This window comes from Pseudomonas sp. MH9.3 (genome assembly GCF_034354675.1).
Classification (GTDB): domain Bacteria; phylum Pseudomonadota; class Gammaproteobacteria; order Pseudomonadales; family Pseudomonadaceae; genus Aquipseudomonas.
This window is the reverse complement of the sequence record NZ_CP133785.1, coordinates 646,178-668,483: the sequence shown is the minus strand read 5'-3', so window position 1 is coordinate 668,483 and position 22,306 is coordinate 646,178. Positions and strand designations below refer to the sequence as shown.

16 protein-coding genes and 8 pseudogenes are annotated in these 22,306 nt (G+C 62.2%); 16 read left to right on the top strand and 8 right to left on the bottom strand.

The window, feature by feature from the left end:
- The first annotated feature begins 182 nt into the window (after positions 1 to 182).
- The 4 genes and pseudogenes from RHM60_RS02650 (at position 183) to RHM60_RS02640 (ending at position 3,307) form a co-directional block, all read left to right on the top strand.
- Entirely contained in the window at positions 183 to 857 is a 675-nt protein-coding gene (locus RHM60_RS02650) for an HAD family hydrolase (protein WP_231421163.1), read from the top strand.
- A pseudogene (locus tag RHM60_RS25600) lies at positions 858 to 1,220 on the top strand (PAS domain-containing protein); the annotation flags it as partial.
- Positions 1,221 to 1,415: 195 nt separating this feature from the next.
- Positions 1,416 to 2,513, top strand: a complete 1,098-nt coding sequence (locus tag RHM60_RS02645) for a methyl-accepting chemotaxis protein (RefSeq protein ID WP_416195173.1) — start codon at positions 1,416 to 1,418, stop codon at positions 2,511 to 2,513.
- A 480-nt stretch (positions 2,514 to 2,993) separates the two neighbouring features.
- Positions 2,994 to 3,307 (top strand): annotated as a pseudogene (locus RHM60_RS02640) (hypothetical protein).
- A gap of 64 nt (positions 3,308 to 3,371) precedes the next feature.
- On the opposite strand, the pseudogene RHM60_RS02635 reads toward RHM60_RS02640, so the two are convergent.
- From RHM60_RS02635 to RHM60_RS02625, 3 pseudogenes are all read right to left on the bottom strand, one after another.
- Positions 3,372 to 3,476: pseudogene (locus RHM60_RS02635) on the bottom strand (DNA mismatch repair protein MutT); the annotation flags it as partial.
- 42 nt (positions 3,477 to 3,518) lie between these two features.
- A pseudogene (locus tag RHM60_RS02630) lies at positions 3,519 to 3,716 on the bottom strand (hypothetical protein); the annotation flags it as partial.
- A 585-nt stretch (positions 3,717 to 4,301) separates the two neighbouring features.
- Positions 4,302 to 4,481: pseudogene (locus tag RHM60_RS02625) on the bottom strand (alpha/beta hydrolase); the annotation flags it as partial.
- Between RHM60_RS02625 and RHM60_RS02620 the strand changes: the two are divergent.
- The 3 genes and pseudogenes from RHM60_RS02620 to RHM60_RS25590 all read left to right on the top strand — a co-directional run.
- A pseudogene (locus tag RHM60_RS02620) lies at positions 4,469 to 4,939 on the top strand (ABC transporter permease); the annotation flags it as partial. The pseudogenes RHM60_RS02625 and RHM60_RS02620 sit on opposite strands and share 13 nt — an antisense overlap.
- Positions 4,940 to 5,093: 154 nt before the next feature.
- A pseudogene (locus RHM60_RS25595) lies at positions 5,094 to 6,140 on the top strand (cache domain-containing protein); the annotation flags it as partial.
- Positions 6,141 to 6,278: 138 nt separating this feature from the next.
- The gene (locus RHM60_RS25590; protein WP_413469471.1) at positions 6,279 to 7,046 is read left to right on the top strand and encodes a methyl-accepting chemotaxis protein; all 768 of its coding nucleotides are present in this window, start codon (positions 6,279 to 6,281) and stop codon (positions 7,044 to 7,046) included.
- A gap of 637 nt (positions 7,047 to 7,683) precedes the next feature.
- On the opposite strand, the gene RHM60_RS02610 is transcribed toward RHM60_RS25590, so the two are convergent.
- Entirely contained in the window at positions 7,684 to 8,721 is a 1,038-nt protein-coding gene (locus RHM60_RS02610) for a UV damage endonuclease UvsE (protein WP_322213494.1), read from the bottom strand.
- A gap of 176 nt (positions 8,722 to 8,897) precedes the next feature.
- Here RHM60_RS02610 and RHM60_RS02605 point away from each other — a divergent pair, with 176 nt between their 5' ends.
- Positions 8,898 to 9,314, top strand: a complete 417-nt coding sequence (locus RHM60_RS02605; RefSeq protein WP_209981663.1) for a DUF2231 domain-containing protein — start codon at positions 8,898 to 8,900, stop codon at positions 9,312 to 9,314.
- The gene (locus RHM60_RS02600; protein ID WP_209981661.1) at positions 9,311 to 10,603 is read left to right on the top strand and encodes a PQQ-dependent sugar dehydrogenase; all 1,293 of its coding nucleotides are present in this window, start codon (positions 9,311 to 9,313) and stop codon (positions 10,601 to 10,603) included. The genes RHM60_RS02605 and RHM60_RS02600 overlap by 4 nt, the downstream gene beginning before the upstream one ends.
- A gap of 131 nt (positions 10,604 to 10,734) precedes the next feature.
- Here the strand turns inward: RHM60_RS02600 and RHM60_RS02595 are convergent, their stop codons facing one another.
- Positions 10,735 to 12,138 carry an MFS transporter gene (locus tag RHM60_RS02595; RefSeq protein WP_209981658.1) on the bottom strand — a complete coding sequence of 468 codons (1,404 nt, stop codon included), beginning with the start codon at positions 12,136 to 12,138 and terminating at the stop codon, positions 10,735 to 10,737.
- A gap of 327 nt (positions 12,139 to 12,465) precedes the next feature.
- Here RHM60_RS02595 and proP point away from each other — a divergent pair, with 327 nt between their 5' ends.
- From proP to RHM60_RS02575, 4 genes are all read left to right on the top strand, one after another.
- Complete coding sequence (gene proP / locus RHM60_RS02590; protein WP_209981655.1) at positions 12,466 to 13,968, top strand: glycine betaine/L-proline transporter ProP; 1,503 nt, start codon at positions 12,466 to 12,468, stop codon at positions 13,966 to 13,968.
- A 51-nt stretch (positions 13,969 to 14,019) separates the two neighbouring features.
- Positions 14,020 to 14,526: a GAF domain-containing protein gene (locus RHM60_RS02585; RefSeq protein ID WP_322213493.1), complete on the top strand. Its 507-nt coding sequence runs from the start codon at positions 14,020 to 14,022 to the stop codon at positions 14,524 to 14,526.
- Positions 14,527 to 14,622: 96 nt separating this feature from the next.
- Positions 14,623 to 15,834 (top strand): MFS transporter, encoded by a 1,212-nt coding sequence (locus RHM60_RS02580; protein ID WP_322213492.1) that lies wholly within the window; start codon positions 14,623 to 14,625, stop codon positions 15,832 to 15,834.
- A gap of 111 nt (positions 15,835 to 15,945) precedes the next feature.
- Positions 15,946 to 17,112: a GGDEF domain-containing protein gene (locus RHM60_RS02575; RefSeq protein ID WP_322213491.1), complete on the top strand. Its 1,167-nt coding sequence runs from the start codon at positions 15,946 to 15,948 to the stop codon at positions 17,110 to 17,112.
- Here RHM60_RS02575 and RHM60_RS02570 read toward each other — a convergent pair.
- On the bottom strand, positions 17,109 to 17,414 hold the full coding sequence (locus RHM60_RS02570; RefSeq protein WP_231421155.1) for a DUF2834 domain-containing protein: 306 nt from the start codon (positions 17,412 to 17,414) through the stop codon (positions 17,109 to 17,111). The genes RHM60_RS02575 and RHM60_RS02570 overlap by 4 nt on opposite strands.
- 116 nt (positions 17,415 to 17,530) lie before the next feature.
- On the opposite strand from RHM60_RS02570, the gene RHM60_RS02565 reads away from it, so the two are divergent.
- Positions 17,531 to 19,240 carry an amidase gene (locus RHM60_RS02565; RefSeq protein ID WP_322214569.1) on the top strand — a complete coding sequence of 570 codons (1,710 nt, stop codon included), beginning with the start codon at positions 17,531 to 17,533 and terminating at the stop codon, positions 19,238 to 19,240.
- 244 nt (positions 19,241 to 19,484) lie between these two features.
- Positions 19,485 to 19,568: pseudogene (locus tag RHM60_RS25585) on the top strand (hypothetical protein); the annotation flags it as partial.
- A gap of 525 nt (positions 19,569 to 20,093) precedes the next feature.
- Here RHM60_RS25585 and RHM60_RS02560 read toward each other — a convergent pair.
- Positions 20,094 to 20,306, bottom strand: coding sequence for a DUF6434 domain-containing protein (locus RHM60_RS02560; RefSeq protein WP_322213490.1), 213 nt, complete (start codon positions 20,304 to 20,306; stop codon positions 20,094 to 20,096).
- Between the two features lie 150 nt (positions 20,307 to 20,456).
- On the opposite strand from RHM60_RS02560, the gene RHM60_RS02555 reads away from it, so the two are divergent.
- Positions 20,457 to 20,888 (top strand): nuclear transport factor 2 family protein, encoded by a 432-nt coding sequence (locus RHM60_RS02555; RefSeq protein WP_322213489.1) that lies wholly within the window; start codon positions 20,457 to 20,459, stop codon positions 20,886 to 20,888.
- 6 nt (positions 20,889 to 20,894) lie between these two features.
- On the opposite strand, the gene RHM60_RS02550 is transcribed toward RHM60_RS02555, so the two are convergent.
- Positions 20,895 to 22,220: a PLP-dependent aminotransferase family protein gene (locus RHM60_RS02550; protein ID WP_322214568.1), complete on the bottom strand. Its 1,326-nt coding sequence runs from the start codon at positions 22,218 to 22,220 to the stop codon at positions 20,895 to 20,897.
- Positions 22,221 to 22,306: the final 86 nt, after the last annotated feature.

Genomic DNA, 22,306 nt, shown 5'->3' with positions numbered 1-22,306 from the left:
GAATAACGGCTGAACAAAAATGGCCGCCATTATGAGGTTTTTCCCCGGAAAGTTTCAGGCTTTTGCCAAAGCCTGCGCGAATGAGCAAAAAATCGAACGGCAAAACCGCGGGGCACTCCAAACCCTGTGATGTCACTCAAGCTGATGTCCCATCATCTTTTTTCTGATTGGAGAACAGCCCCATGCGACCTCAAACCTCCTTTATTTTCGACCTCGATGGCACCCTCACCGACAGCGTTTACCAGAACGTAGCCGCCTGGAAAGAAGCCCTCGACGCCGAAGGCATCCCGCTGGCGATGTGGCGCATCCACCGCAGGATCGGCATGAGCGGCGGCCTGATGCTCAAGTCGTTGTCCCGCGAAACCGGGCTCGACATCAGCGAGCCCCAAGCCGAACGCCTGAGCAAACTGCATGCCGAGGCGTATGCGCGACTGCAGGGGCAGATCATCGCGCTGCCGGGCGCCGTCGCGCTGCTCGACCACCTCAGCCAGGCTGGCCTCAACTGGTGCATCGCCACCAGCGGCGGCCTGGACACCGCGAAGATCAACCTCAAGGCGCTGGAACTGGACATTGACGAGGTGAACATCATCACCCGTGACGATGTGAAGTACGGCAAGCCCGACCCGGACCTGTTTCTGGCCGCCGCGCGGCATATGAAGGTGCCGATCGACGAGTGCCTGGTGATCGGCGACGCCGTGTGGGACATGCTCGCGGCGCGGCGTGCCAAGGCCACCGGGATCGGCCTGCTGTCGGGGGGCTATGACATCGGCGAACTGGAACGTGCGGGCGCGCTGCGGGTTTACGAAGACCCGCAGGACCTGCTCGACCACCTCGATGAGGTCGCCTCACGCCCCTGAATGCCGCCCCGCAGTGCCTGGCAAAAAATCGGCCATCAACTTATTCGAGGTGAGGCCGATGACCTGTCTGGCACTCCAGGGAGCAACACCATGCGCAACAACCAGCCCGTAACACAGCGTGAGATTTCCCTCGCGCCGTCGCAGAAACTCATCTCCGCCACCGACACCCAGGGAATGATCACTTACTGCAACGACGCGTTCGTCGATATCAGCGGTTTTGACCGCGCCGACCTGATCGGCGCACCGCAGAACATCGTGCGTCACCCCGATGTCCCGCCGGCGGTGTTTGCGCACATGTGGCGCGCGCTCAAGCAAGGCCAGCCGTGGATGGGCATCGTCAAGAACCGTTCGAAAAACGGCGATCACTATTGGGTCAACGCTTACGTCACGCCGATATACGACGGCAGCCGCGTCGTCGGTTTCGAGTCGGTGCGGGTAAAACCCACCGCCGATGAAATCCGCCGCGCCCAGGCGCTGTACCAGCGGATCAGCCGAGGCAAACCCGGTGTACCGCGCCAGGATGCCTGGCTGCCGACGGCCGTGGCGTGCGTGCCGTACATGGCCACGGGCCTGGCCGGCAGCGTGGCCGGGATGTTTCTCGGCGCTCCGGTGGCGATTGCCGTTGCGCTGGCCGTGGCCGTGCCGGTGGGCGTGCTCTGCGCGCGCTGGCGCCAAGGCAGCACACTGCGCCTGCTGGCGGGTGTGGAACCGTCGACCTCGGATGCGTTGATCGCGCAGATGTACAGCGACGCGCGCGGGCCCCAGGCACGCCTGGAAACCGCGTTCCTCAGCCAGACCGCGCGCCTGAAAACCTGCCTGACGCGCCTGCAGGACAGCGCCGAGCAGCTCAGCGCCCTCGCCGGCCAGTCCGACCAGTTGGCCACTGCCAGCGCCCGGGGCCTGGACCGCCAGCGTGTCGAAACCGAACAGGTATCGGCAGCCGTCAACCAGATGGCCGCCACCACCCAGGAAGTCGCCAGCCACGTACAACGCACCGCCGACGCCACCCAGCAGGCCAATGTGCTCACCGGTCGTGGGCGTGAAGTGGCGCGCGATACCCGCGAAGCCATCGAGCGTTTGTCCGCCGTGGTCGGCGAAACCGGCGCCACCGTGGCGCAGTTGGCCCGCGACAGCGACGAAATCGGCAGCGTGGTCGATGTGATCAAAGGCATTGCCGACCAGACCAACCTGCTGGCCCTCAACGCCGCCATCGAAGCGGCGCGCGCCGGCGAGCAAGGACGCGGCTTTGCCGTGGTGGCCGACGAAGTACGCCAGCTGGCGCAACGCACTTCGCAGTCCACCACGCAGATCCACGCCCTGATCACCCAGCTTCAGGCCTCGTCCAATAACGCGGTCAGCAGCATGCAGAACGGCCACCGCCAGGCCGAGGAAGGCGTGGCACGGGTGCTCGAAGCCGACCAGGCGCTGGTCGGCATCAGCGAAGCGGTGGCCAATATCACCAACATGACCACCCAGATCGCCGCCGCCACCGAGGAGCAAAGCGCGGTCGCCGAAGAGATCAGCCGCAACATCACCACCATCGCCGAGCTGGCCGACCAGACCTCATTGCAGGCCCATCAATCCACCGACCTGAGCAAGGAACTGACCAACACCGCAGCCACGCAGTACGCGCTGGTTGAGCGTTTCAATCGCTGAGGCGCGGCTGAGGTAAAGCCCGCTGTGGGGGCCGGTCAGCAAGAACCTCAGGCGAGCGCATCCCCTGTGGCGAGCGGGCTTCTTGTGGCGAGCGGGCTTGCCCCGCGTTGGGCTGCGCAGCAGCCCCAAAACCTGTGTCTGCGGCGTATCTGGCACACCGCACTCGGCCTTGACGGGGGTGCTTAGCACCCCAACGCGGGGCAAGCCCTAATGCCAGTCAGTTAAGCGCAGATTCCCTGTGGCGAGCAGGCTTGTCCTGCGTTGGGCTGCGCAGCAGCCCCAAAACCAGACGCTGAGCCGTATCAGGCACACCGCGTGTCCCTTGATTGGGAGCGCTTCGCACCCCAACGCGGGACAAGCCCGCTCGCCACAATAAGCTCGCTTGCCATGGAGTAGCCAGTTTGTCAGGCAGATCTTTTAATCCACCACAACTCGAAATTGCTGAGCTATGTTTCGCGACTGACAACCAAGGAATGTGCCATGGACCCGTTAGCCACAAACGCAGCATTGGTGATCATCGACATGCAGCAAGGCATGCACTCGCCAGCACTCGGGCGACGCAACAACCCCGACGCTGAATCAAACATCCAAACTTCGTCGAAGCCACCGCCCGCTCGGGCGGTAACCTGGGGTTCGACGTGACCGTGGTTTCGGACGCCTGTTACACCTTTGACCAGACCGACTTATCCGGGCGCCTCTGGCCCGCCGAAGATGTGCACGCCCTTTCGCTCAGCAACCTGGCGATGGACTACGCCACAATTGTGGCAACCGGTGAGATTCTGGCCATGCTTTAAAAAACGCCTGCCTGCACGAGCATGTCAGTAAGCCCCTCTGGTCATACCGTGTCTGGCGTCGATCGTAGTTCCTGCCGGCCAGTGCGCCGTCCTTGTGAACGAAGCGGAACAGCAGCACTGTTCGCGCCGGGCTGATCACCAGCAGGCGTGCGGCTTTGCGCTCACGCATTGGCCCGCGCCCTTTCGCCAAACCGCTCTACCAGTCTCACCAGATATCGAGCAGGTAGGTTGCGCGTGCCTCGGCGTCCAGATCATTGAGGCTGGCAACCACCGGGTCAGGCAACAACAAGCAATAGCCTGGCAAGAACTGCACATCGCCCATCACCGCCCAGCCCGAGGCCATGCGGCAAATGCCCTTATCGTTGGCACCATTGCGGGCCAGCGCTACGCGTTCCGTGATCAGTGGAATGCATTGTCCTTAATGAGAAAATACCGATGGCATCTTAACTGTGATAACACTGCGGGGCTCAGCACTTTCAACCTGGCGAGTAAGTTGGTGGAGAGCCTGGCCAATGCGACAAATGATTCGGGGCGGTTGGCGGGCCTGTCGCAGGAGCTGAATGGCTTGGTCGGCCTCTTCAAATCCTAGAGCAACACAAAGTCCAATATTCCACAGAGAAAACTGGAATGTTGTTTATTATTCAAAATCGAGCTTGAGACCTGTCAGATCTGACAGGTCTCAGGTTCCATGCCGAGTGCGAACATCCAGTCAGCCCAGTTATTTCGACTTGGCCGAAGCGCAACGGAGTTTGAGTCATGACCGAATTTATAATCGACGTCCGCGAAACTGATGGGTCTGATGAAGCTATACGTGACAAAACGACGAGAGTGCTCGCAAGAGAGGGGTACACCGTTGAGATATCAAAGGTGACGAAGAATGTTGGTAAACACTCGGCTACCGTTATCTATGAGTACAAACCAATTCCTGGTTATGTGATGTACGAACGCTAGCGACCCTTCGTGACATGCACATGGGTATCGGCTGCTGATGCTGTCAAAAACTGAATGTAGAGTGCTGAAATTCCGCGATCTGTTGCCACATCGCGACCGGGTTGGAATACATCGGAAAGTGTCCGCACCGGGCAATGGGCGCCAGGCGCACACCGTGGGCCTGGATATGGGGCAGGTACGACAGTGAGGCGTTCTGCTCGCCATACATCAACATCTTCGGGCACCGACTTTCCCGTGCTGCAAGGCATTCAGCACAGCGTGATCGACCCGGGCAAAGGCAACCTCGCCGACCCCAAGCGCTTTGGCACCGTGTATTACAACCTGGGCGTGGTCAACGGCATTCTCAACGTCGAAGCCGTGCGCCTGGCCCAGGAGAAATACGGCCACCAACCCCTGACCGGCGAGCAGGTGCGCTGGGGCTTCGAGCACCTGAACCTGGACGATGCGCGGTTGCAGGCGCTGGGCGCCAAGGGCCTGGTGCAGCCGCTGAAGCTGTCCTGCGCCGACCATGAAGGCGGCGGCGCGGTGCGTTTCCAGCAATGGGACGGGCAGCGCTGGAACCTGATCAGCGACTGGGTGCAGGCCGACCGCGCGCTGTTGCGCCCCATCATCGAGGCCTCGGCGAAGCAGTACGCCAAGGAAAAAGGCATCACCCCGCGCGACTGCAGCCAGGCGCAATAAACGGGTGAAAAGAGCGCCAGGGAAGGCGCCACTCGGCAGCGACGAGTTGTACACAAAATAACGCTAAAGCTTTACCACCATCAGGCCGAAACAGTCAGTGAAATCAAGTCGCCGTGCCCACCCAGGGCAGACGATTTGGCCGCCCTCCCCGCTGATGGTCGTCTCCATGAAAATAAAGAACAAGCTGGTGCTCGCGTTCGTCTGCGTCGCTTTTATCCCGGTCAGCCTGGTCGCGGTGATCTCCGTCATGAACACGCGCACCGAGGCGGTCGATCAGTTCATCGATGGCAGCACCCGCGAGATTCGTCAGATTGACGGCAATATCCGGCAGTTCTTCGATGGCACGGTGCAGAACGTCGACCAAATGGCCGCCGATCCTGTATACACCTCTGTTGACACACTGAAGAACTACCAGGGCGCCGATGCGGCCAGCCAACCGATGCCACCCCAGGCCCAGCGCGTGATCGAGCAGTTTGCGCGCTTTGGCACCACTCACCCGGCGGCGGCCATCTTGTCCATTGGCCTTGAGGACGGCACCTACGTCAAATGGCCTGACGATCCGCAACTGGCCAAATACGACCCGCGCGCCCGCCCGTGGTACAAGGCCGCCATGGCCAGCCCCGGCAAGACCGTGCGCACCCCGGCTTACTATTACGATAAAGACGACGTGGCCCTGGTGGGCACCGCGCGCACGTTGCTGGATAACGCCGGCAAGCCCAAGGGCGTGTTCGTGGTGAGTGTGTCGCTGAAGAATCTCACCGAGTTGCTCAAGAGCATCAAGCTGGGAGACAGCGGCTACGTGATGCTGATCGAAGACGGCGTGGTGCTGGTGGACCCGCGCGACGCCGCGCACAACTTCAAGCCGCTCAAGGACCTCGGCGCGCCGTACGCGCAGTTGGCCAACACCCCTCAGGGCTCCACCGAGGTGGTAATCGACGGCGTGCGCTACATGGCCAACATCTGGACCTCGCCTGGTCTGGGCTGGCGTTATGTGGGGCTGATTGAATACAACGAAGTGATGGCGGCCGCGACCCGCATGACTTACATCACGGCCGTGATCGTGGTGGTGCTGGTGCTGATCTTCGGGCTGCTCGCGGCGGCGTTTTCCAAGGTGATCGTCAAGCCGATCGGCCAGGTCAGCAGTGGCTTGCAGTCAATCGCCGAGGGCGAAGGCGACCTGCGCCATGACCTGCACGTGCAGGGCAAGGATGAAACCGCCGAACTGGCCGGCTGGTTCAACAAGTTTCTTGCCGCGATTCGCCATCTGATCCAGCGCATCGGGTCGGCATCGACCAATTTGCAGGACGCCTCACGGGTCAACAGCGAAGTGGCGCACAACATGAACGAAGCAGCCGGGCGCCAGCGCGAGGCTGTGGAGCTGGTATCGACCGCGTTCAATGAAATGGTCGCCACCGCCAACGAGGTGGCGCGTTCCTGCAGCGGCGCGGCCGAGTCGGCCGAAAACGGTCACCGCCGTGTCGCCGAGGGCAAGCAGCAGATCGAAGTGACCACCGACAACGTCAACCGCCTGGGCCGGCGCCTGAGCGAATCGTCCCAGGCCATGGTCGAGCTGGAAGCCGGCAGCCGCAGCATCAACCAGATCCTCGGCACCATCCGCGCGATTGCCGAACAGACCAACCTGCTGGCGCTCAACGCCGCCATCGAAGCCGCCCGGGCCGGTGACCAGGGCCGTGGTTTTGCGGTGGTGGCCGATGAAGTGCGCGCGCTGGCCAAGCGCACGTCCGACTCCACCGGCGAAATCGAGCACCTGCTGGGCTCCCTCGGCAGCAAGACCGAGGAAGTCACGCAGAAGATGAACAGCTGCATGGACTTGTCCCGCGCCAGCGTGTCGTCCATCGAAAGCGCGCGCGACAGCTTCGAAGGCATCCAGACCTCGGTCAACGAAATCCGCGACCAGAACCTGCAGATCTCCGCCGCCGCCGAAGAGCAACACAGCGTGGCCGAAGAGATCAATCGGCATATCCAGCAGATCTACGACGAAGCACGGCTGGTGGAAAGCCTGGCCCATTCGGCGCAGGACGACTCGGGGCGGTTGTCGCAACTGTCGGACGAGTTGAATGGGTTGGTGGGGCGGTTCAAGTCCTAGGGACTGATTAACCGTTTGTATAAAGCGAACCCTTGTGGAGAGCGGACTTGCCCCGCGTTGGGGTGCGAAGCGCCCCCTCTCAATGAAGTACGCCGTCGGCGGGTCAGGTACTGCGGGCAGTCTGGGCTGGGGGGCTGCTGCGCAGCCCAACGCGGGGCAAGCCCGCTCGCCACAGGAATGTGGCTGCCTGAAACTTCAGGTTTAAAATCAATAAGTTATTTTGTGTTTGATAAGAGCTGCGGTGCGACGATTCGACTTGCCCGCGAAAGCGGTGGGTCTTCAACATCAATGTTTGCTGGGCCGACGCCATCGGGAGCAAGCCCCCTCCCACATTTTTTACAGCGTTCGGCAGACCATTTCGGTCGGCTCTCAGGCCGCCACGCTCCAAAGCCTGCGTGAGGGCACACCGAGCCCAGGCGAGGTGCTGAGTGTTGGGGCAAGAGCGTTTTGCTTACTTTTGCGCTTTTCAAAGTGAGCCGCCGTAAGGGCGGAACCCTAAGCCGCCGTTACCGCACAACCGATATGTACACCGAAAAGTCGCACCGCTCGTTGCTTCGAGCATCACGTTGGCTTAACTGAACGGCATTAGGGCAAGCCCGCTAGCCACAGCACGCCCGCTCCGCACTGAGAAGCTGTGTCAGCTGGAGGCCGCTGAGCTTTTTTTGAAATGCTCGTAAAACGCCAGCGCTGCCACATTCTTGTCCTTGGCTTCGAGCATGATGTCGAAACGATCAAAAAACTGCAGCGCGTAATCGTTGGTCCAGCGGTTCCACATTTGCGCGCTGTGGGCATAAAGGTCGCGCTTGGAGACCACCTTCAGCAAGGCATCCATTTCCAGTTTGTGCTCGGCGTCAAAGCCCATTTCCTGCAATACCTCCTGGGGCTGGGAGTAATGCATAGTCGGGCGCACGCCGCGCCAGCTTTCGATCACGCGGGCAACCCGTGGCGAATCGGGGTCGATGTAGTCGTTTTCGTTGATCCAGCAGTGGTGAATATCCAGCACCACGGGCGCCAGGTCGGCCACTTGCAGGCAGTGATCGAGGCCGTAGGTCTTTTCGTCGTTTTCGAACGTAATGCAGTTGCGCGCCACTTCCGATAAACGCGACCACACCGCGCGCGTGCCCGCCACGCCCAGGCGACCGGCGATGTGCACGTTGCATTTGAGGTCCTGGAAGCGCCGGCCATAGCCCATCATGCGGATCATGTCGGCGTGGTATTCGAATTCGGCCAGGCTGTTTTCCACCACGCCGGGGTTTTCCGAGCCGAGCACGCAGTACTGGCCGGGATGGAATGACAGACGAATGTCAGACGCGCGCGCCAGGTCGCCGATGGCGGCAAAACCTTCGAGCAATTGGCTGGCAATGGCCGGGTCCTGGTAGAAGACGGCGACTTTCGGGTGGCTGTAGAACGGCAGCAGGTCGCTGCTCAAGCGCAGCATGCGCAGGGTCGGCGGCAGGTCGGCGACGTAGGCCAGCAGACGCAGTTGGGCCGCCAGGTTATGGGTGACTACCTCGACCAGCTTGGCGCGGGCGACCTCTGGCGCCACCCCGTCCATCCAGCGCAACGTGGTGGTACGCGGGTTGTACGGGCCTTCGATCAACTTGAGGGCGCTGTTGGACAGCAGGCGTTCTGGGTGCCGGTACTGGCACGCAAAACCGATGCGAGGGTGGGTCATGGAAGGGCCTGGCGTGGAAGTATTGAGCGGGATTGTAAGGTGTTGGGCCGGCGGCTGACCCTGGCGGTTCATAATATTTAGACACGAGATGCGCTGAACTTTCTGACAAATGCTGCGTTCCTTTCCTATGCGCTGCCCCGAACCTGGGGCGTTGTACAACAAGGAGCCGTTCCCCCATGACTACCCTTCCCGCGTATCAACGCATCACCCCCGGGCCGCTGCATGCGACCTTGCTCGCCGGCACCGTGCCGCTGTTTCTCGGCGCCCTGCTCAGTGACATCGCCTACACCCAGACTTTCCAGATTCAGTGGGCCAACTTTGCCTCCTGGCTGATCGCCGGTGCGCTAGTGTTCTGCGGTTTGGCGCTGTTGTGCGCGCTGGTCAACCTGGTACGCGCCGAGCGCAAGGCCGGGGCACCGCTGCTGTACGTGTTGCTGTTGTTGGCCACCTGGGTCCTGGGCCTGGTCAATGCCTTCCAACACGCCAAGGATGCCTACGCCGCAATGCCCGCCGGCCTGGTGCTGTCGGCCATCGTGCTGCTGCTGACCCTGGCGGCAACCTGGACTGGCCTGCGCGCCGGAGGTAGCAAATGAAAACGTCCCACACCCTCACCTTATTGAGCGCCGCACTGCTGCTGGCTGCCTGCGGTGGCGAAGGCGACAAGACCCAGGCCCGTGGCCCGGATCCCAAGTTGCCGGAACAGCAAAGCAGCCTGCTGCCGAGCATGAAGATTGCCGAGCCGACCCCCTGGGGCGACCGCAAGCCCACGGTGCCCGAAGGCTTCAGTGTGACCGCCATTGCCACCGACCTGGCGATCCCGCGCCAGACCCTGGTGCTGCCCAACGGTGACATTCTGGTGGCCGAAGGTCGCGGTGGCAGCGCCGCCAAGCTCAAGCCCAAGGACGTGATCGCCAGCCTGATCAAGGCCGAGGGCAACACCAAGGTGAAGAGCGGCAACCGCATCACCCTGCTGCGCGATGCGGACGGCGATGGCAAGTACGAACTCAAGACCGTGTTTGCCGACAACCTCAACGCGCCCTACGGCCTGGCCTTCGCCAACGGCAAGCTCTATGTGGCCAATCAGGATGCGCTGGTGAGCTTCGACTATGCCGACGGCCAGACCAAAGCCAGCGGCGCACCGACCAAAGTCACCGACCTGCCGGCGCAGATCAATCATCACTGGACCAAGTCCCTGGCCGTGAGCGAGGACGGGCGCCAGCTCTACGTGGGCATCGGCTCCAACAGCAATGTGACCGAACGTGGCATGGAAGTGGAGATCGACCGCGCGATGGTCTGGCAGATCGACGCCGCCACTGGCGCGCACAAGCCTTACGCCACCGGCCTGCGCAACCCGACCGCGCTGACCATTCAACCGGGGTCCGGGCAATTGTGGACGGTGGTCAACGAGCGCGACGAACTGGGCCCGGACCTGGTGCCGGACTACCTGACGTCGGTGCGTGAAGGCGCCTTCTACGGCTGGCCCTACAGCTATTGGGGGCAGAACGTCGACCCACGTGCGCAACCGCAAAACCCGGCCAAGGTGGCCGCTGCGATCAAGCCGGATTACAGCCTCGGCTCCCACGTGGCGGCGCTGGGCGTGGACTTTTCCATCCCGGCCATGGGCGCCAGGTTTGCCGACGGCGTATTCGTGGGCGAACACGGCAGCTGGAACCGTCCCAACCCGGTGGGCTACAAGGTGATCTTCGTGCCGTTCAGCAATGGCAAGCCGGCTGGCGAGCCGATTGATTTCGCCACCGGCTTTCGCGGCGATGACGGCAAGACCCGCGGCCGCCCGGTGGGCGTGACAGTTGACCCCAAAGGCGCGCTGATCATTGCCGATGACCTGGCCAATACCATTTGGCGAGTCACGCGCAACCCGTAACCTGGTCTGATAAACGGCGATCGAAATGTGGGAGGGGCTTGCTCCCGATGGCAGTGTTTCAGTCAATTATCAGTTGACTGAAACACCGTCATCGGGAGCAAGCCCCCTTCCACACTTGATCGCCGCCGCTTTTAGAGGTCCGTGATTTCCTTGTGGCGCGGCACCAGCGTCTTCATCACGCTCCATGCCACCAGGTACGCCAGGGCGCAGATCGCGAACATGATCATGTAGCCGGTGTGGATGTCGTTGATCGACTTGTAATAGTCGAACACCCAGCCGCCGATCTTGGTCATTACCACACCGCCCAGGCCGCCGGCCATGCCGCCGATGCCGACCACCGAGGCTACGGTCTTCTGCGGGAACATGTCGGACACGGTGGTGAAGATGTTGCACGACCACGCCTGGTGCGCCGACGCGCCCACGCCAATCAGCAATACCGGTATCCAGAAGCTGATGTAGCCCAGCGGCTGCGCCAGCAATACCACCAGCGGAAACAGTGCGATCACCAGCATGGCTTTCATGCGGCCGTCGTAAGGTGCGTCGCCTCGGGCCATGAAGTAGCTGGGGAACCAGCCGCCGCCGATGCTGCCGACCATGGTCATGCTGTACAGCACGGCCAGCGGCATCACGATATCCGCACCTTTCATGCCGTACTGCGCCGACAGGTAGGTGGGCAACCAGAACAGGAAGAACCACCACACGCCGTCGGTCATGAACTTGCCGAAGGCGAAGGCCCAGGTCTGGCGGTAGGTGAGCAATTTGAACCAGGAGACTTTCTTTGCGACGCTGCCGGCAGGCGCCGGGGTGAGCGGCTGTGCGGTCTGGTCACTGCGGATGTAGGCCAGCTCTTCGGCCGACAGGCGTTTTTGTTGGTCCGGCTTTTCATACACGGCGGCCCAGATCGCCACCCACACGAAGCCGAGCATGCCGATCACCATGAAGGCCGCCTCCCAGCCCCACATGCCGGCAATCAGTGGCACGCAGATCGGCGCCAGGATCGCGCCCACGTTGGCACCCGAGTTGAAGATACCGGTGGCGAACGAGCGCTCCTTTTTCGGAAAGTATTCGGCGGTGGCCTTGATGGCGATCGGGAAGTTACCCGCCTCGCCAATCGCCAGCACCGCACGCGCCAGCATGAAACCGGCAATCGACACCGGGATCACCGCCAGACCGATTGCGCCGCTGACCGCCGCAATCCCCTCACCCATCGGCACCGCGAACGCGTGCAGGATGGCACCGCTGGACCAGATGCCGATGGCGATGACGTAAGCCGCCTTGGTGCCGATCCTGTCGACAAAACGCCCGGCAAACAGCATGGAAATCGCGTAGACAAACTGGAACACCGCCGCGATGTTGGCGTAGTCGGTGTTGCTCCAGCCAAATTGCGTCGACAACTGCGGCGCCAGCAGGCTGAGCACCTGGCGGTCGAGGTAGTTGACAGTGGTGGCGAAGAACAGCATCGCACAGATGGTCCAGCGGTAATTGCCGACCGCCTGGCCGACACGATGGGCACTGATGGGCTCGTTCAGATTCATGGCATCACTTTTTTTATTTTTGTTAGGTAGGACATATGTAACGTCATATGTCGTCGTACAACTGTGACTTTTATATCGGGACGGCTACAGGGTGTCAATCTGAAATATTGCCGATTGGGCAAGGATTTAAAGGGGTATGAAATACGGCAGCCGCAACAGGTTGTAGGATGACAACCTCGCATCACTCGATGGCCTTCTCGCCTGCAGGCGGAAAAGGCAAAAAAATATGCAACAAGGTGAATTATTTCGTGTCCGCGTGTATCTGAAGCAGCACAGCGGTGCCACTGCAACGATGGCACTCCCCCTGTTCTGTTTAGAGTGGTCTGCATGAAACTACGTAAGAAAAGCGTCAAACCCATCGGTTTGAAAGACATCACCATTGTCGACGATGCCAAGATGCGCAAGGCGATCACCGCCGCCGCACTGGGTAACGCCATGGAATGGTTCGACTTTGGCGTGTATGGGTTCGTCGCCTATGTGCTCGGCAAGGTGTTCTTCCCGGATGCCTCCCCCAGCGTGCAAATGATCGCAGCCCTGGCCACGTTCTCCGTTCCCTTCCTGATTCGTCCACTGGGTGGCCTGTTCTTTGGCGCACTGGGTGACAAATACGGGCGACAGAAAGTCCTCGCCGCCACCATCGTGATCATGTCCCTGAGCACATTCGCCATCGGCCTGATTCCCGGTTATGCCTCCATCGGCATCTGGGCACCGATCCTGCTGCTGCTCTGCAAAATGGCCCAGGGCTTCTCGGTAGGCGGTGAATACACCGGCGCGTCGATCTTCGTCGCCGAATATGCTCCTGACCGCAAGCGTGGCTTCCTCGGCAGCTGGCTGGACTTCGGCTCGATTGCCGGTTTCGTGCTGGGCGCGGGCGTGGTGGTGTTGATTTCCACCGTGCTGGGTGAGGCGGACTTCGAAGCCTGGGGCTGGCGTCTGCCGTTCTTCCTGGCCCTGCCCCTGGGCATGATCGGCCTCTACCTGCGCCATGCGCTGGAAGAAACCCCGGCCTTTCAACAGCACGTCGACAAGCTCGAACAGGGCGACCGCGAAGGCCTGACCCATGGCCCCAAAGTGTCGTTCAAGGAGATCGCTACCAAGCACTGGCGCAGTTTGCTGACCTGCATCGGTATCGTCGCGGCCACCAACGTGACGTACTACATGCTGCTCACCTACATGCCCAGCTACCTGTCGCATAACCTGCACTACGCCGAAAACAGCGGCGTGCTGATCATCATCGCGATCATGGTGGGCATGCTGTTCGTGCAGCCGTTCATCGGCTTTGTCAGCGACAAGATCGGCCGCAAGCCCTTCATCATCGCCGGCAGCATCGGCCTGCTGTTGCTGTCGATCCCGGCGTTCATGCTGATCACCAGCGGCAAGACCGGGCTGATTTTCGCCGGCCTGTTGATCCTCGCGGTGGTGCTGAACTTCTTTATCGGCGTGATGGCTTCCACCTTGCCGGCGATGTTCCCCACTCACCTGCGCTACAGCGCCCTGGCCAGCGCGTTCAACGTGTCGGTACTGATCGCGGGTGTTACCCCGACGGCGGTGGCCTGGCTGGTGGAAAGCACCAACAACCTGTTCATGCCCGCGTACTACCTGATGGTGTTCGCGGTAATCGGCCTGATCACCGGTCTGACCATGAAGGAAACCGCCAACAAGCCCCTGCGCGGCGCGGCGCCTGCGGCTTCGGACATGGAAGAAGCCAAGGAACTGTTGCAGGAACATCACGATAATATCGAGCAGAAGATCGAAGATATCGATGCCGAGATCGCCGCACTGGAAGCCAAGCGCAACAATCTGGTACAACAGCATCCACGCATCAACTAGTACCTGCCTGCACGTGGCGGCCTCGGTCGCCACGTCTTTGGAGTGTTCCAAATGGTTCCAAGCGTCATCGCCCCACAATCATTGCTCAGCGCGGACGAGCGCGCTGCCATTGCCGAAATCGAAGCCACCACCAGCATCCTGCAACTGGTCACCCGCCTGACCGGCATGCGCTTTGCCGGGATCGCCAAGTTCACCGACGTCGAGTGGGTGGTCTGTTCGGTCTACGACCCTTCGGGAATGGGCATCAACGCCAACGAAGTGCTGGACCTGGAAACCACCCTGTGCAGCGAATTCTGCGTCAACCCCACGACCCTGTTCATCCCGCAAGTGAGCAAGAGCGGCCGTTTCGCGGTACGCCCGGTGGTCAAACAGTTCGACATTGAAAGCTACGCCGGCGCGCCGATCTTCCTCCCCGATGGCCGTCTCTACGGTGCCCTGTGCGCCCTGGATTCGCGCGCAATGCTGTTTGAAGACCCCAACCTGCCGGAAACCCTGAGCCTGTTCGCACGCTTGATCGGCTGCATCTTCTACGCAAACCTGTCGGTGTCCGAGCAGTAACGGAATGCCTGCAGCACAGGCCTCGAAACAATTAGAAATGAGCTGCCAGCTGAAGTACTGTCAGCCCCTGTTAGCTGCCTTGTATGGAATGCCTGCATGTCGACCGTCACCGTCACACCCTCCGCTGCCGCCCCTGCGCCCCAGATAAGCCCGTTGGTCATGCGCGTGTTGGGCGCCTGCGCCCTCGCCCACCTGATCAACGACCTGATCCAGGCCGTGCTGCCGTCGATCTACCCGATGCTCAAGGCCAACTACGGGCTGAGCTTCACCCAGGTTGGCCTGATCACCCTCACGTTCCAGCTCACCGCCTCGCTGCTGCAACCCTGGATCGGCTACCACACCGACCGTCACCCCAAGCCCTGGCTGCTGCCGGCCGGCATGGTGTGCACCCTGGTCGGTATCCTGATGCTGGCGTTTGTCGGCAGCTTCCCCGCCATCCTGATGGCGGCGGCGCTGGTGGGCGTTGGCTCGTCGACCTTCCACCCGGAAACGTCACGCGTCGCGCGCCTGGCTTCGGGCGGACGCTACGGCCTGGCGCAATCGACCTTCCAGGTGGGCGGCAACACCGGCAGCGCCTTCGGCCCGTTGCTGGCGGCGGCGATCATCATTCCCTACGGCCAGACCCATATCGCCTGGTTCGGCCTGTTTGCCGTGTTCGCCATTCTGGTGCTGTACGGCCTGAGCCGCTGGTACCGCAACCACCTCAACCTGTTCAAGCTCAAGCAAGGCGGCAAAGCCACCCACGGCCTGTCCAAAGGCCGCGTGACCTTTGCCCTGGTGGTGCTGGCGGTGCTGGTGTTTTCCAAATACTTCTACATGACCAGCCTCACCAGCTACTTCACCTTTTACCTCATCGAAAAATTCCAGCTGTCGGTGTCCAGCTCGCAGATGTACCTGTTTCTGTTCCTCGGCGCCGTCGCCGTGGGCACCTTCGCCGGCGGCCCGATTGGCGACCGGATCGGCCGCAAGAAAGTCATCTGGTTCTCGATCCTCGGCGCGGCGCCGTTCACCCTCGCCCTGCCCTACGTCGACCTGTTCTGGACTGCCGTGCTCAGCGTGGTGATCGGTTTCGTGCTCGCCTCGGCCTTTTCGGCCATCGTGGTGTTCGCCCAGGAACTGGTGCCCGGCAATGTGGGGATGATCGCCGGGGTGTTCTTCGGGCTCATGTTTGGTTTCAGCGGGATCGGCGCGGCGTTGCTGGGCTTGCTCGCGGACAATCACGGTATCGAGTACGTGTACAAGATCTGCTCGTTCCTGCCGCTGGTGGGCATCCTGACGATCCTGTTGCCGTCGACCAAAGGCGTTTGATGAACCGGCTATCTGATATCACTGAGCCATCACTCTGAAAGCTCCGAAAAACCTGCGTGTGCGCTTACAATCGCGTTTTTAAACGCACACCCAGGCAACCCCGGCACCAACATGACGCTCGACCCTCCTACGATTCTGGCACTGACCGTTGCCCTGGCAGCCGCTGCCGCCCTTTACCTTGCGATTGAATGGCACAGCGTGCGCGAACCCTCGCTGTTGTTCTGGGCCAGCGGTTTCGCCACCATCGGCGTCGGTTCCACCCTGGCCTTGCTGCGCATCAACGGTTTTTTAATGATCGGCATCTGGCTCGCCAATGGCATGCTGGTGAGCGCGCACGTGCTGTTTCTGCTTGGCGTTGCACGGTTTACTCAGGTAAAGCTTTCGCGGGCCTGGTTGCTGATGCTTGTGGTGTGGTTCGGCATGCTGGCGCTGCCGGCCGACCTGCCATGGTCCAAGGCCATGCTGGGCGTGCAGTCGCTGCTGGTGGCGCTGCCGACGCTGCGGGCGAGCTACCTGCTGCGGCCCCACGGCAGCTCGCTGAGCATCGGCGCGGTACAGCTGCGCTACGTGCTGCGGTTTCACGGCGGCTTTTATGTGGTCAAGGCGCTGTCGGTGTTGATACCGGGCGCGCTGATCGACCTGGCTTCGTTCAAGGGCGAGATCATCCAGATTTCCCTGGTGGAAGGCGCCATGGCGATCATGCTGATTGCGCTGTCGATGACCGGCTCCGAGCGCCATCGCCGCGAACAGCAGATCGCCCGGCTCGCCGCCCGTGACCCGCTGACCGCCCTCTACAATCGCCGCGCCCTGGAACTGCGGGCACCGCGTCTGCTGGCCAAGGTGTCGTCCACGCAACCCGGAGCGCTGCTGCTGATCGACATCGACAACTTCAAGCTGGTCAACGACCTCTACGGCCATACCGCCGGCGACCGCCTGCTGATCGACCTCAGCGAACTGATCCGCAGCGCGACGCCCCAGGGCGCACTGTCGGCCCGCCTGGGCGGCGATGAGTTCGTGATCCTGCTGAGCGACACTTCCACGCAGCAGATCATCGAACTGGGCAGTCACCTGCGCGAGCAATTCCAGCAACGCGCCGCGCAAGCCTTCACCACGCCCGCACCGGTCACCTTGAGCATCGGCGCCAACCTGTTCGACCAGCCACCTGCCTCGCTGGCGGCGGTGATCGAACTGGGCGACACCGCGCTTTACGAAACCAAGCGCGGCGGGCGTGACAGCCTGCAACTGGTAGACCGCACCGGCGCGGGCGGCCTGCGCTAGCGTCGTGAAAATCCATTTACGACGATGTAGAGCAACGGCCCCACCGACACGAACAGCGCCGTCAGCAAAAAGTACGGCAGCAGTGAGACAACCGAGCGCCCTCGCCCTTTGGCATCGCGGTACATCCACACACAGGCCAGCGCCGCCATCAGGTACAGGTCAATCACCACCTGGGCGGTGTCCGGGCGCGACATCAACTCGCGCCCGAAGGCCAGCAGCGATTGCTCGGCGGTTAACATCGTCGCCACGGTGTACAACGAAAACCCGACCAGAGCGATCAGGGCAATATAGGGTCTTGGCATCTTCTCCTCCTTGGAGCGTGAATCATCAAAGCGCTCACCTTAGCAGCAAGCTGGCACTGTGAAATATCTGTACGTAGACTGCCGCCATACCCCCACGTGAAGGCGGCGAAAAAAATCTGATGCAAGTTACCGAAGTCTCGATTGCCCAATTGCGCGCTGCGCTTGAGTCCGGCCAGACCACTGCCGTTGAACTGGTCAAGGCGTACCTGGCGCGGATCGATGCCTATGACGGCCCGCACACCGCCACCGCGTTGAACGCCGTGGTGGTGCGCAACCCTGATGCGCTCGACGAAGCCAAGGCGTCCGATGCGCGCCGGGCCAGGGGTGAAACACTCGGGCCGCTGGATGGCATTCCCTATACCGCCAAAGACAGTTATCTGGTCAAGGGCCTGACCGCTGCGTCCGGCAGCCCGGCGTTTGCCAGGCTGGTCGCCCAGCGTGACGCCTTTACCATTGAACGGCTGCGTGGCGGTGGCGCCATCTGCCTGGGCAAGACCAACATGCCGCCGATGGCCAATGGCGGTATGCAGCGCGGCGTGTATGGCCGTGCCGAGAGCCCGTACAACGCCGATTACCTGACGGCGCCTTTTGCGTCCGGCTCGTCCAACGGTGCCGGCACGGCCACGGCGGCGAGCTTTGCAGCGTTCGGGCTGGCCGAGGAAACCTGGTCGAGCGGGCGTGGCCCGGCGTCGAACAATGGCCTGTGCGCCTACACGCCGTCGCGCGGGGTAATTTCGGTGCGCGGCAACTGGCCGCTGACCCCGACCATGGACGTGGTGGTGCCGTTCGCGCGCACCATGGCCGACCTGCTGGAAGTGCTCGACGTGGTGGTGGCCGAAGACCCCGACACCCGTGGCGACCTGTGGCGTCTGCAACCGTGGGTACCGATCCCAAGCGTCAGCGCGGTGCGCCCGGCGTCCTACGCGGCACTCGCTACAGACAGCGCCGCCCTCGCCGGCAAACGCTTTGGCGTGCCGCGCATGTACATCAATGCCGACCCCGAGGCCGGCACCAGTGAAAAACCCGGCATCGGCGGCCCGACCGGGCAGAAGATCAACACCCGCGCATCGGTGATCGACCTGTGGCACGCCGCACGCCAGGCGCTGGAAGCGGCTGGAGCCGAAGTGATCGATGTGGATTTCCCGCTGGTGTCCAACTGCGAAGGCGACCGCCCCGGCGCGCCGACCGTGTTTACCCGTGGCCTGGTATCCGAGGCATTTCTGCACGATGAGTTGTGGGAACTGTCGGCCTGGGCCTTTGATGACTTCCTGCGCGCCAACGGCGATCCGGCGCTCAACCGTCTGGCCGATGTGGACGGCCCGCAGATTTTCCCCCACGACCCAGGCACGCTGCCCAACCGCGAAGACGACCTGGCCGCCGGCATGGACGAATACGTGCGCATGGCCCAGCGCGGCATCACGCCCTGGAACGAAATCGCGACCTTGCCCGATGGCCTGCGCGGTCTGGAACACACGCGCCGGGTAGACCTGGAAGACTGGATGGACGCACGCGGACTCGACGCCGTGCTGTTCCCCACCGTGGCCGACGTGGGCCCGGCGGATGCCGACGTGAACGAAGCGTCCGCCGATATCGCCTGGAGCAACGGCGTGTGGGTGGCTAACGGCAACCTTGCCATCCGCCACCTGGGCGTGCCCACCGTCACCGTGCCGATGGGCGTGATGGCGGACATCGGCATGCCGGTCGGCCTGACCTTTGCCGGCCGCGCCTACGACGACTCGGCGCTGCTGCACTTTGCTGCGGCGTATGAAGCCACCGGCAGCCGTCGCCTGGTGCCGCCGCGTACCCCGCCGCTGGCCACTGAATGACAGGCTGAATGCAAATTCGAGGATCGCGAAACGCCCCGTGGCGAGCGGGCTTGCCCCGCGTTGGGGTGCGAAGCGCCCCCAGTCGAGCAAAACGCGGTGTACCTGATACGGCTCAGCGCCTGGCTTTGGGGCTGCTGCGCAGCCCAACGCAGGACAAGCCTGCTCGCCACAGGGAATCTGCGCTTAACTGAACGGCATTAGGGCAAGCCCGCTCGCCACAAGAGCCCTGTTTACCAGGGTTTAGCTGCTGCGCTTTGCTGCGGCGTATGAAGCCACCGGCAGCCGTCGCCCGGTGCCGCCGCGTACTCCGCCGCTGGCGACTGAATGACAGGCTGAATGCAAATTCGAGGATCGCGAAACGCCCCGTGGCGAGCGGGCTTGCCCCGCGTTGGGGTGCGGAGCAGCCCCCAATCGAGCAAAACGAGGTGTACCTGATACGGCTCAGCGCCTGGCTTTGGGGCTGCTGCGCAGCCCAACGCAGGACAAGCCTGCTCGCCACAGGGAATCTGCGCTTGACTGAACGGCATTAGGGCAAGCCCGCTCGCCACAAGAGCCCTGTTTACCAGGGTTTAGCTGCTGCGCTTTGCTGCGGCGTATGAAGCCACCGGCAGCCGTCGCGTACCCCGCCGCTGGCCACTGAATGACAGGCTGAATGCGAATTCGAGGATCGCGAAACGCCCCGTGGCGAGCGGGCTTGCCCCGCGTTGGGGTGCGGAGCAGCCCCAAAACCAGCCCCAGGGAGTGCCTGATACAGCGCATTTGTCTTTACTGGGGCTGCTTCGCAGCCCAACGCGGGGCAAGCCCGCTCGCCACAAGCAAGCCCGCTCGCCACAAGAGCCCTGTTTGCAGAGGTTTAAACGTCGGCTTGCCGGCGTTGCCACTCGTCCACCGCATCCCCCAGTGTCTTGGGCGTGCCGTTGCGGATCCAGGCCATGAACGACCGATCAAACTTGAACGCCGTACCACACTGCTCAAGCATGAACCGGCGTACGTTCTGCGTGTTCTTGTAGCCTGAGGTGACAGGCGTGGCGCGGGTAAGTCGGTCGCTGTGCCAGTTAAATTCCATTCAGGCTCTCGCAGGCGTCGGGTGATTGGGCTTCAGCATAGTCCTTTCAAGATATTTCAAAAATTCACTTTCCTTCGCTTTCGAATCTATTGCATGGTTGTACGACAACTCACCTGGTGAGCGTGCAGCCCACAACAATAAGGAACCCCCATGCAAAAATTCAAAGTGCTGATCGGTTTTCTGTGCCTGTTCGCCGGCTACGTCGCCGCGGCGCCTGCCCCTGCCGAAAAAGAGGTTGCCCAGGCCGTCGATCAACTGACCCAGGCCATGTTGCACCTGGACCTCAAGCAGCTCAACGCGCTGACCTCCGATAACCTCACCTACGGCCACTCCAGCGGCAAGGTGCAGACCAAGGCGCAATTTATCGCCGACCTGGAAAACCACGTCAGCGCGTTCAAGACCCTCGAAATGCAGAACCAGACCATCACCCTGAACGGTGACACCGCCCTGGTGCGCAATCACTTTCACGCCCTGGCAGTGAACAGCGGCGTCGACGTGCCGACCGATATCGACAACTTCCAGGTCTGGCAGAAGCAGAAAGGCAAGTGGCTGTTGATCGGTCGTCAGGCTTACAAGTACTGATTGGGCTCACCACGCTACAGCCTTACGCACAGTCATCAGCGCATCACGCAGCGCCGGCATGGGCACCGAGCCCAGGGCCAGGCGCAATGCGTGAGGCACTTGCGCCGAAACGGCAAACGGTTCGGCGGTGGACACGGACACACCTTTGCCCTGCAGCGTCATTGCCACCTGATCGGCGCGCAGGTTGTCCGCCAGGGGCAGCCACAGGAAATACGACGAGGCGTGGCTTACCGTCACCAGCCCTTTGAACACCTGCGCGGCCACGGCCTGTCGCGCCCGAGCATCCTCGCGCTTTTGCGCTTCCAGTTGCGCCACCGTGCCGTCTTCGAGCCAGGCCACGGCAATCGCACTCATCACCCCGGGTACGTTCCAGGTGGTAGCCATGAGGGTACGCTCCAATCCTCTCACCCAAGCCGCAGGCGCCGCGATGAAACCCACACGCAAACCGGTGGCGACGCTTTTGGACAGCCCGCCCACATACAGCGTGCGCTCCGGGGCCAGGGTCGCCAGCGGCGGCGGCGCTTGTTCAGCCAGAAAGGCGTAGGCCGCATCCTCGATGATCATCAGATTGTGCTGGCGGGCAATCGCCACCAGTCGCTCGCGTTGCGCCATGTCCATCACCCAACCCAGCGGGTTGTGAAGGGTCGGCATGCTGTACACGGCCTTGACCAGGCGCCTCTGACAGAGACCTTGCAAGTAGTCCAGGTCTGGCCCGCTGGTGGTGACCGGCATCGCGACGATGTCCAGATGCAAGGTTTCGGCCAGCACCTTGAAGCCCGAGTACGTCAGGGCATCCACCGCGATCACATCGCCGGGCTTGAGCAACGCCATCAGGCTGACGGCCAACCCATGCTGCGCGCCGCTGACCACCAGCACCTGCTCGGCCGCTACCGACAGGCCCCGGCTCAGCAAGTGGCGCGCTACCGCTGCACGTTCATGCAGGCGCCCGGCATGGGGCTGGTAGCGCAGCAGCGCCTCCAGGTCGCCGGACAGCGCCAACTGGCGTAACGCCGTGCGCAGCAGGTTCGCCTGACCCGGCAGCGACGGATAGTTGAAGTTCAGGTCGAGCAGGTCGCTCGCGACCGGCATCTGCCCACTGCCCTGCCCCGGCGGCAGGGCGATCTCACGCACGAAGGTGCCGCGCCCGGTTTCGCCGCTGACCAGGCCCATGGCTTCGAGTTCGCTGTACACGCGGCTCGCCGTGGCCAGCGCCAGACGGTGGTCGGCGGCCAACTGGCGATGGGTGGGCAGACGTGTTCCCGCCGGCATCCGGCCAGAGCGGATAGCCTGAGCAAAGCTGTCGACCAGCGACTTGTAGCGCGCACGGGGCATGAGCGATGTATCCATGACAATTTTTTGATTGTCTCAATGCTGCTGCCTAGGATGGCTACAACGCAACCTTTGCTTTTTTCGGACAG

Coding starts and splice junctions, on each gene's coding strand:
- RHM60_RS02650 (WP_231421163.1), top strand. CDS start 183: ATGCGACCTCAAACCTCCTTTATTTTCGACCTCGATGGCACCCTCACC.
- RHM60_RS02645 (WP_416195173.1), top strand. CDS start 1,416: ATGGCCACGGGCCTGGCCGGCAGCGTGGCCGGGATGTTTCTCGGCGCT.
- RHM60_RS25590 (WP_413469471.1), top strand. CDS start 6,279: ATGAACGAAGCAGCCGGGCGCCAGCGCGAGGCTGTGGAGCTGGTATCG.
- RHM60_RS02610 (WP_322213494.1), bottom strand. CDS start 8,721: ATGACCCACCCTCGCATCGGTTTTGCGTGCCAGTACCGGCACCCAGAA.
- RHM60_RS02605 (WP_209981663.1), top strand. CDS start 8,898: ATGACTACCCTTCCCGCGTATCAACGCATCACCCCCGGGCCGCTGCAT.
- RHM60_RS02600 (WP_209981661.1), top strand. CDS start 9,311: ATGAAAACGTCCCACACCCTCACCTTATTGAGCGCCGCACTGCTGCTG.
- RHM60_RS02595 (WP_209981658.1), bottom strand. CDS start 12,138: ATGAATCTGAACGAGCCCATCAGTGCCCATCGTGTCGGCCAGGCGGTC.
- proP (WP_209981655.1), top strand. CDS start 12,466: ATGAAACTACGTAAGAAAAGCGTCAAACCCATCGGTTTGAAAGACATC.
- RHM60_RS02585 (WP_322213493.1), top strand. CDS start 14,020: ATGGTTCCAAGCGTCATCGCCCCACAATCATTGCTCAGCGCGGACGAG.
- RHM60_RS02580 (WP_322213492.1), top strand. CDS start 14,623: ATGTCGACCGTCACCGTCACACCCTCCGCTGCCGCCCCTGCGCCCCAG.
- RHM60_RS02575 (WP_322213491.1), top strand. CDS start 15,946: ATGACGCTCGACCCTCCTACGATTCTGGCACTGACCGTTGCCCTGGCA.
- RHM60_RS02570 (WP_231421155.1), bottom strand. CDS start 17,414: ATGCCAAGACCCTATATTGCCCTGATCGCTCTGGTCGGGTTTTCGTTG.
- RHM60_RS02560 (WP_322213490.1), bottom strand. CDS start 20,306: ATGGAATTTAACTGGCACAGCGACCGACTTACCCGCGCCACGCCTGTC.
- RHM60_RS02555 (WP_322213489.1), top strand. CDS start 20,457: ATGCAAAAATTCAAAGTGCTGATCGGTTTTCTGTGCCTGTTCGCCGGC.
- RHM60_RS02550 (WP_322214568.1), bottom strand. CDS start 22,220: ATGCCCCGTGCGCGCTACAAGTCGCTGGTCGACAGCTTTGCTCAGGCT.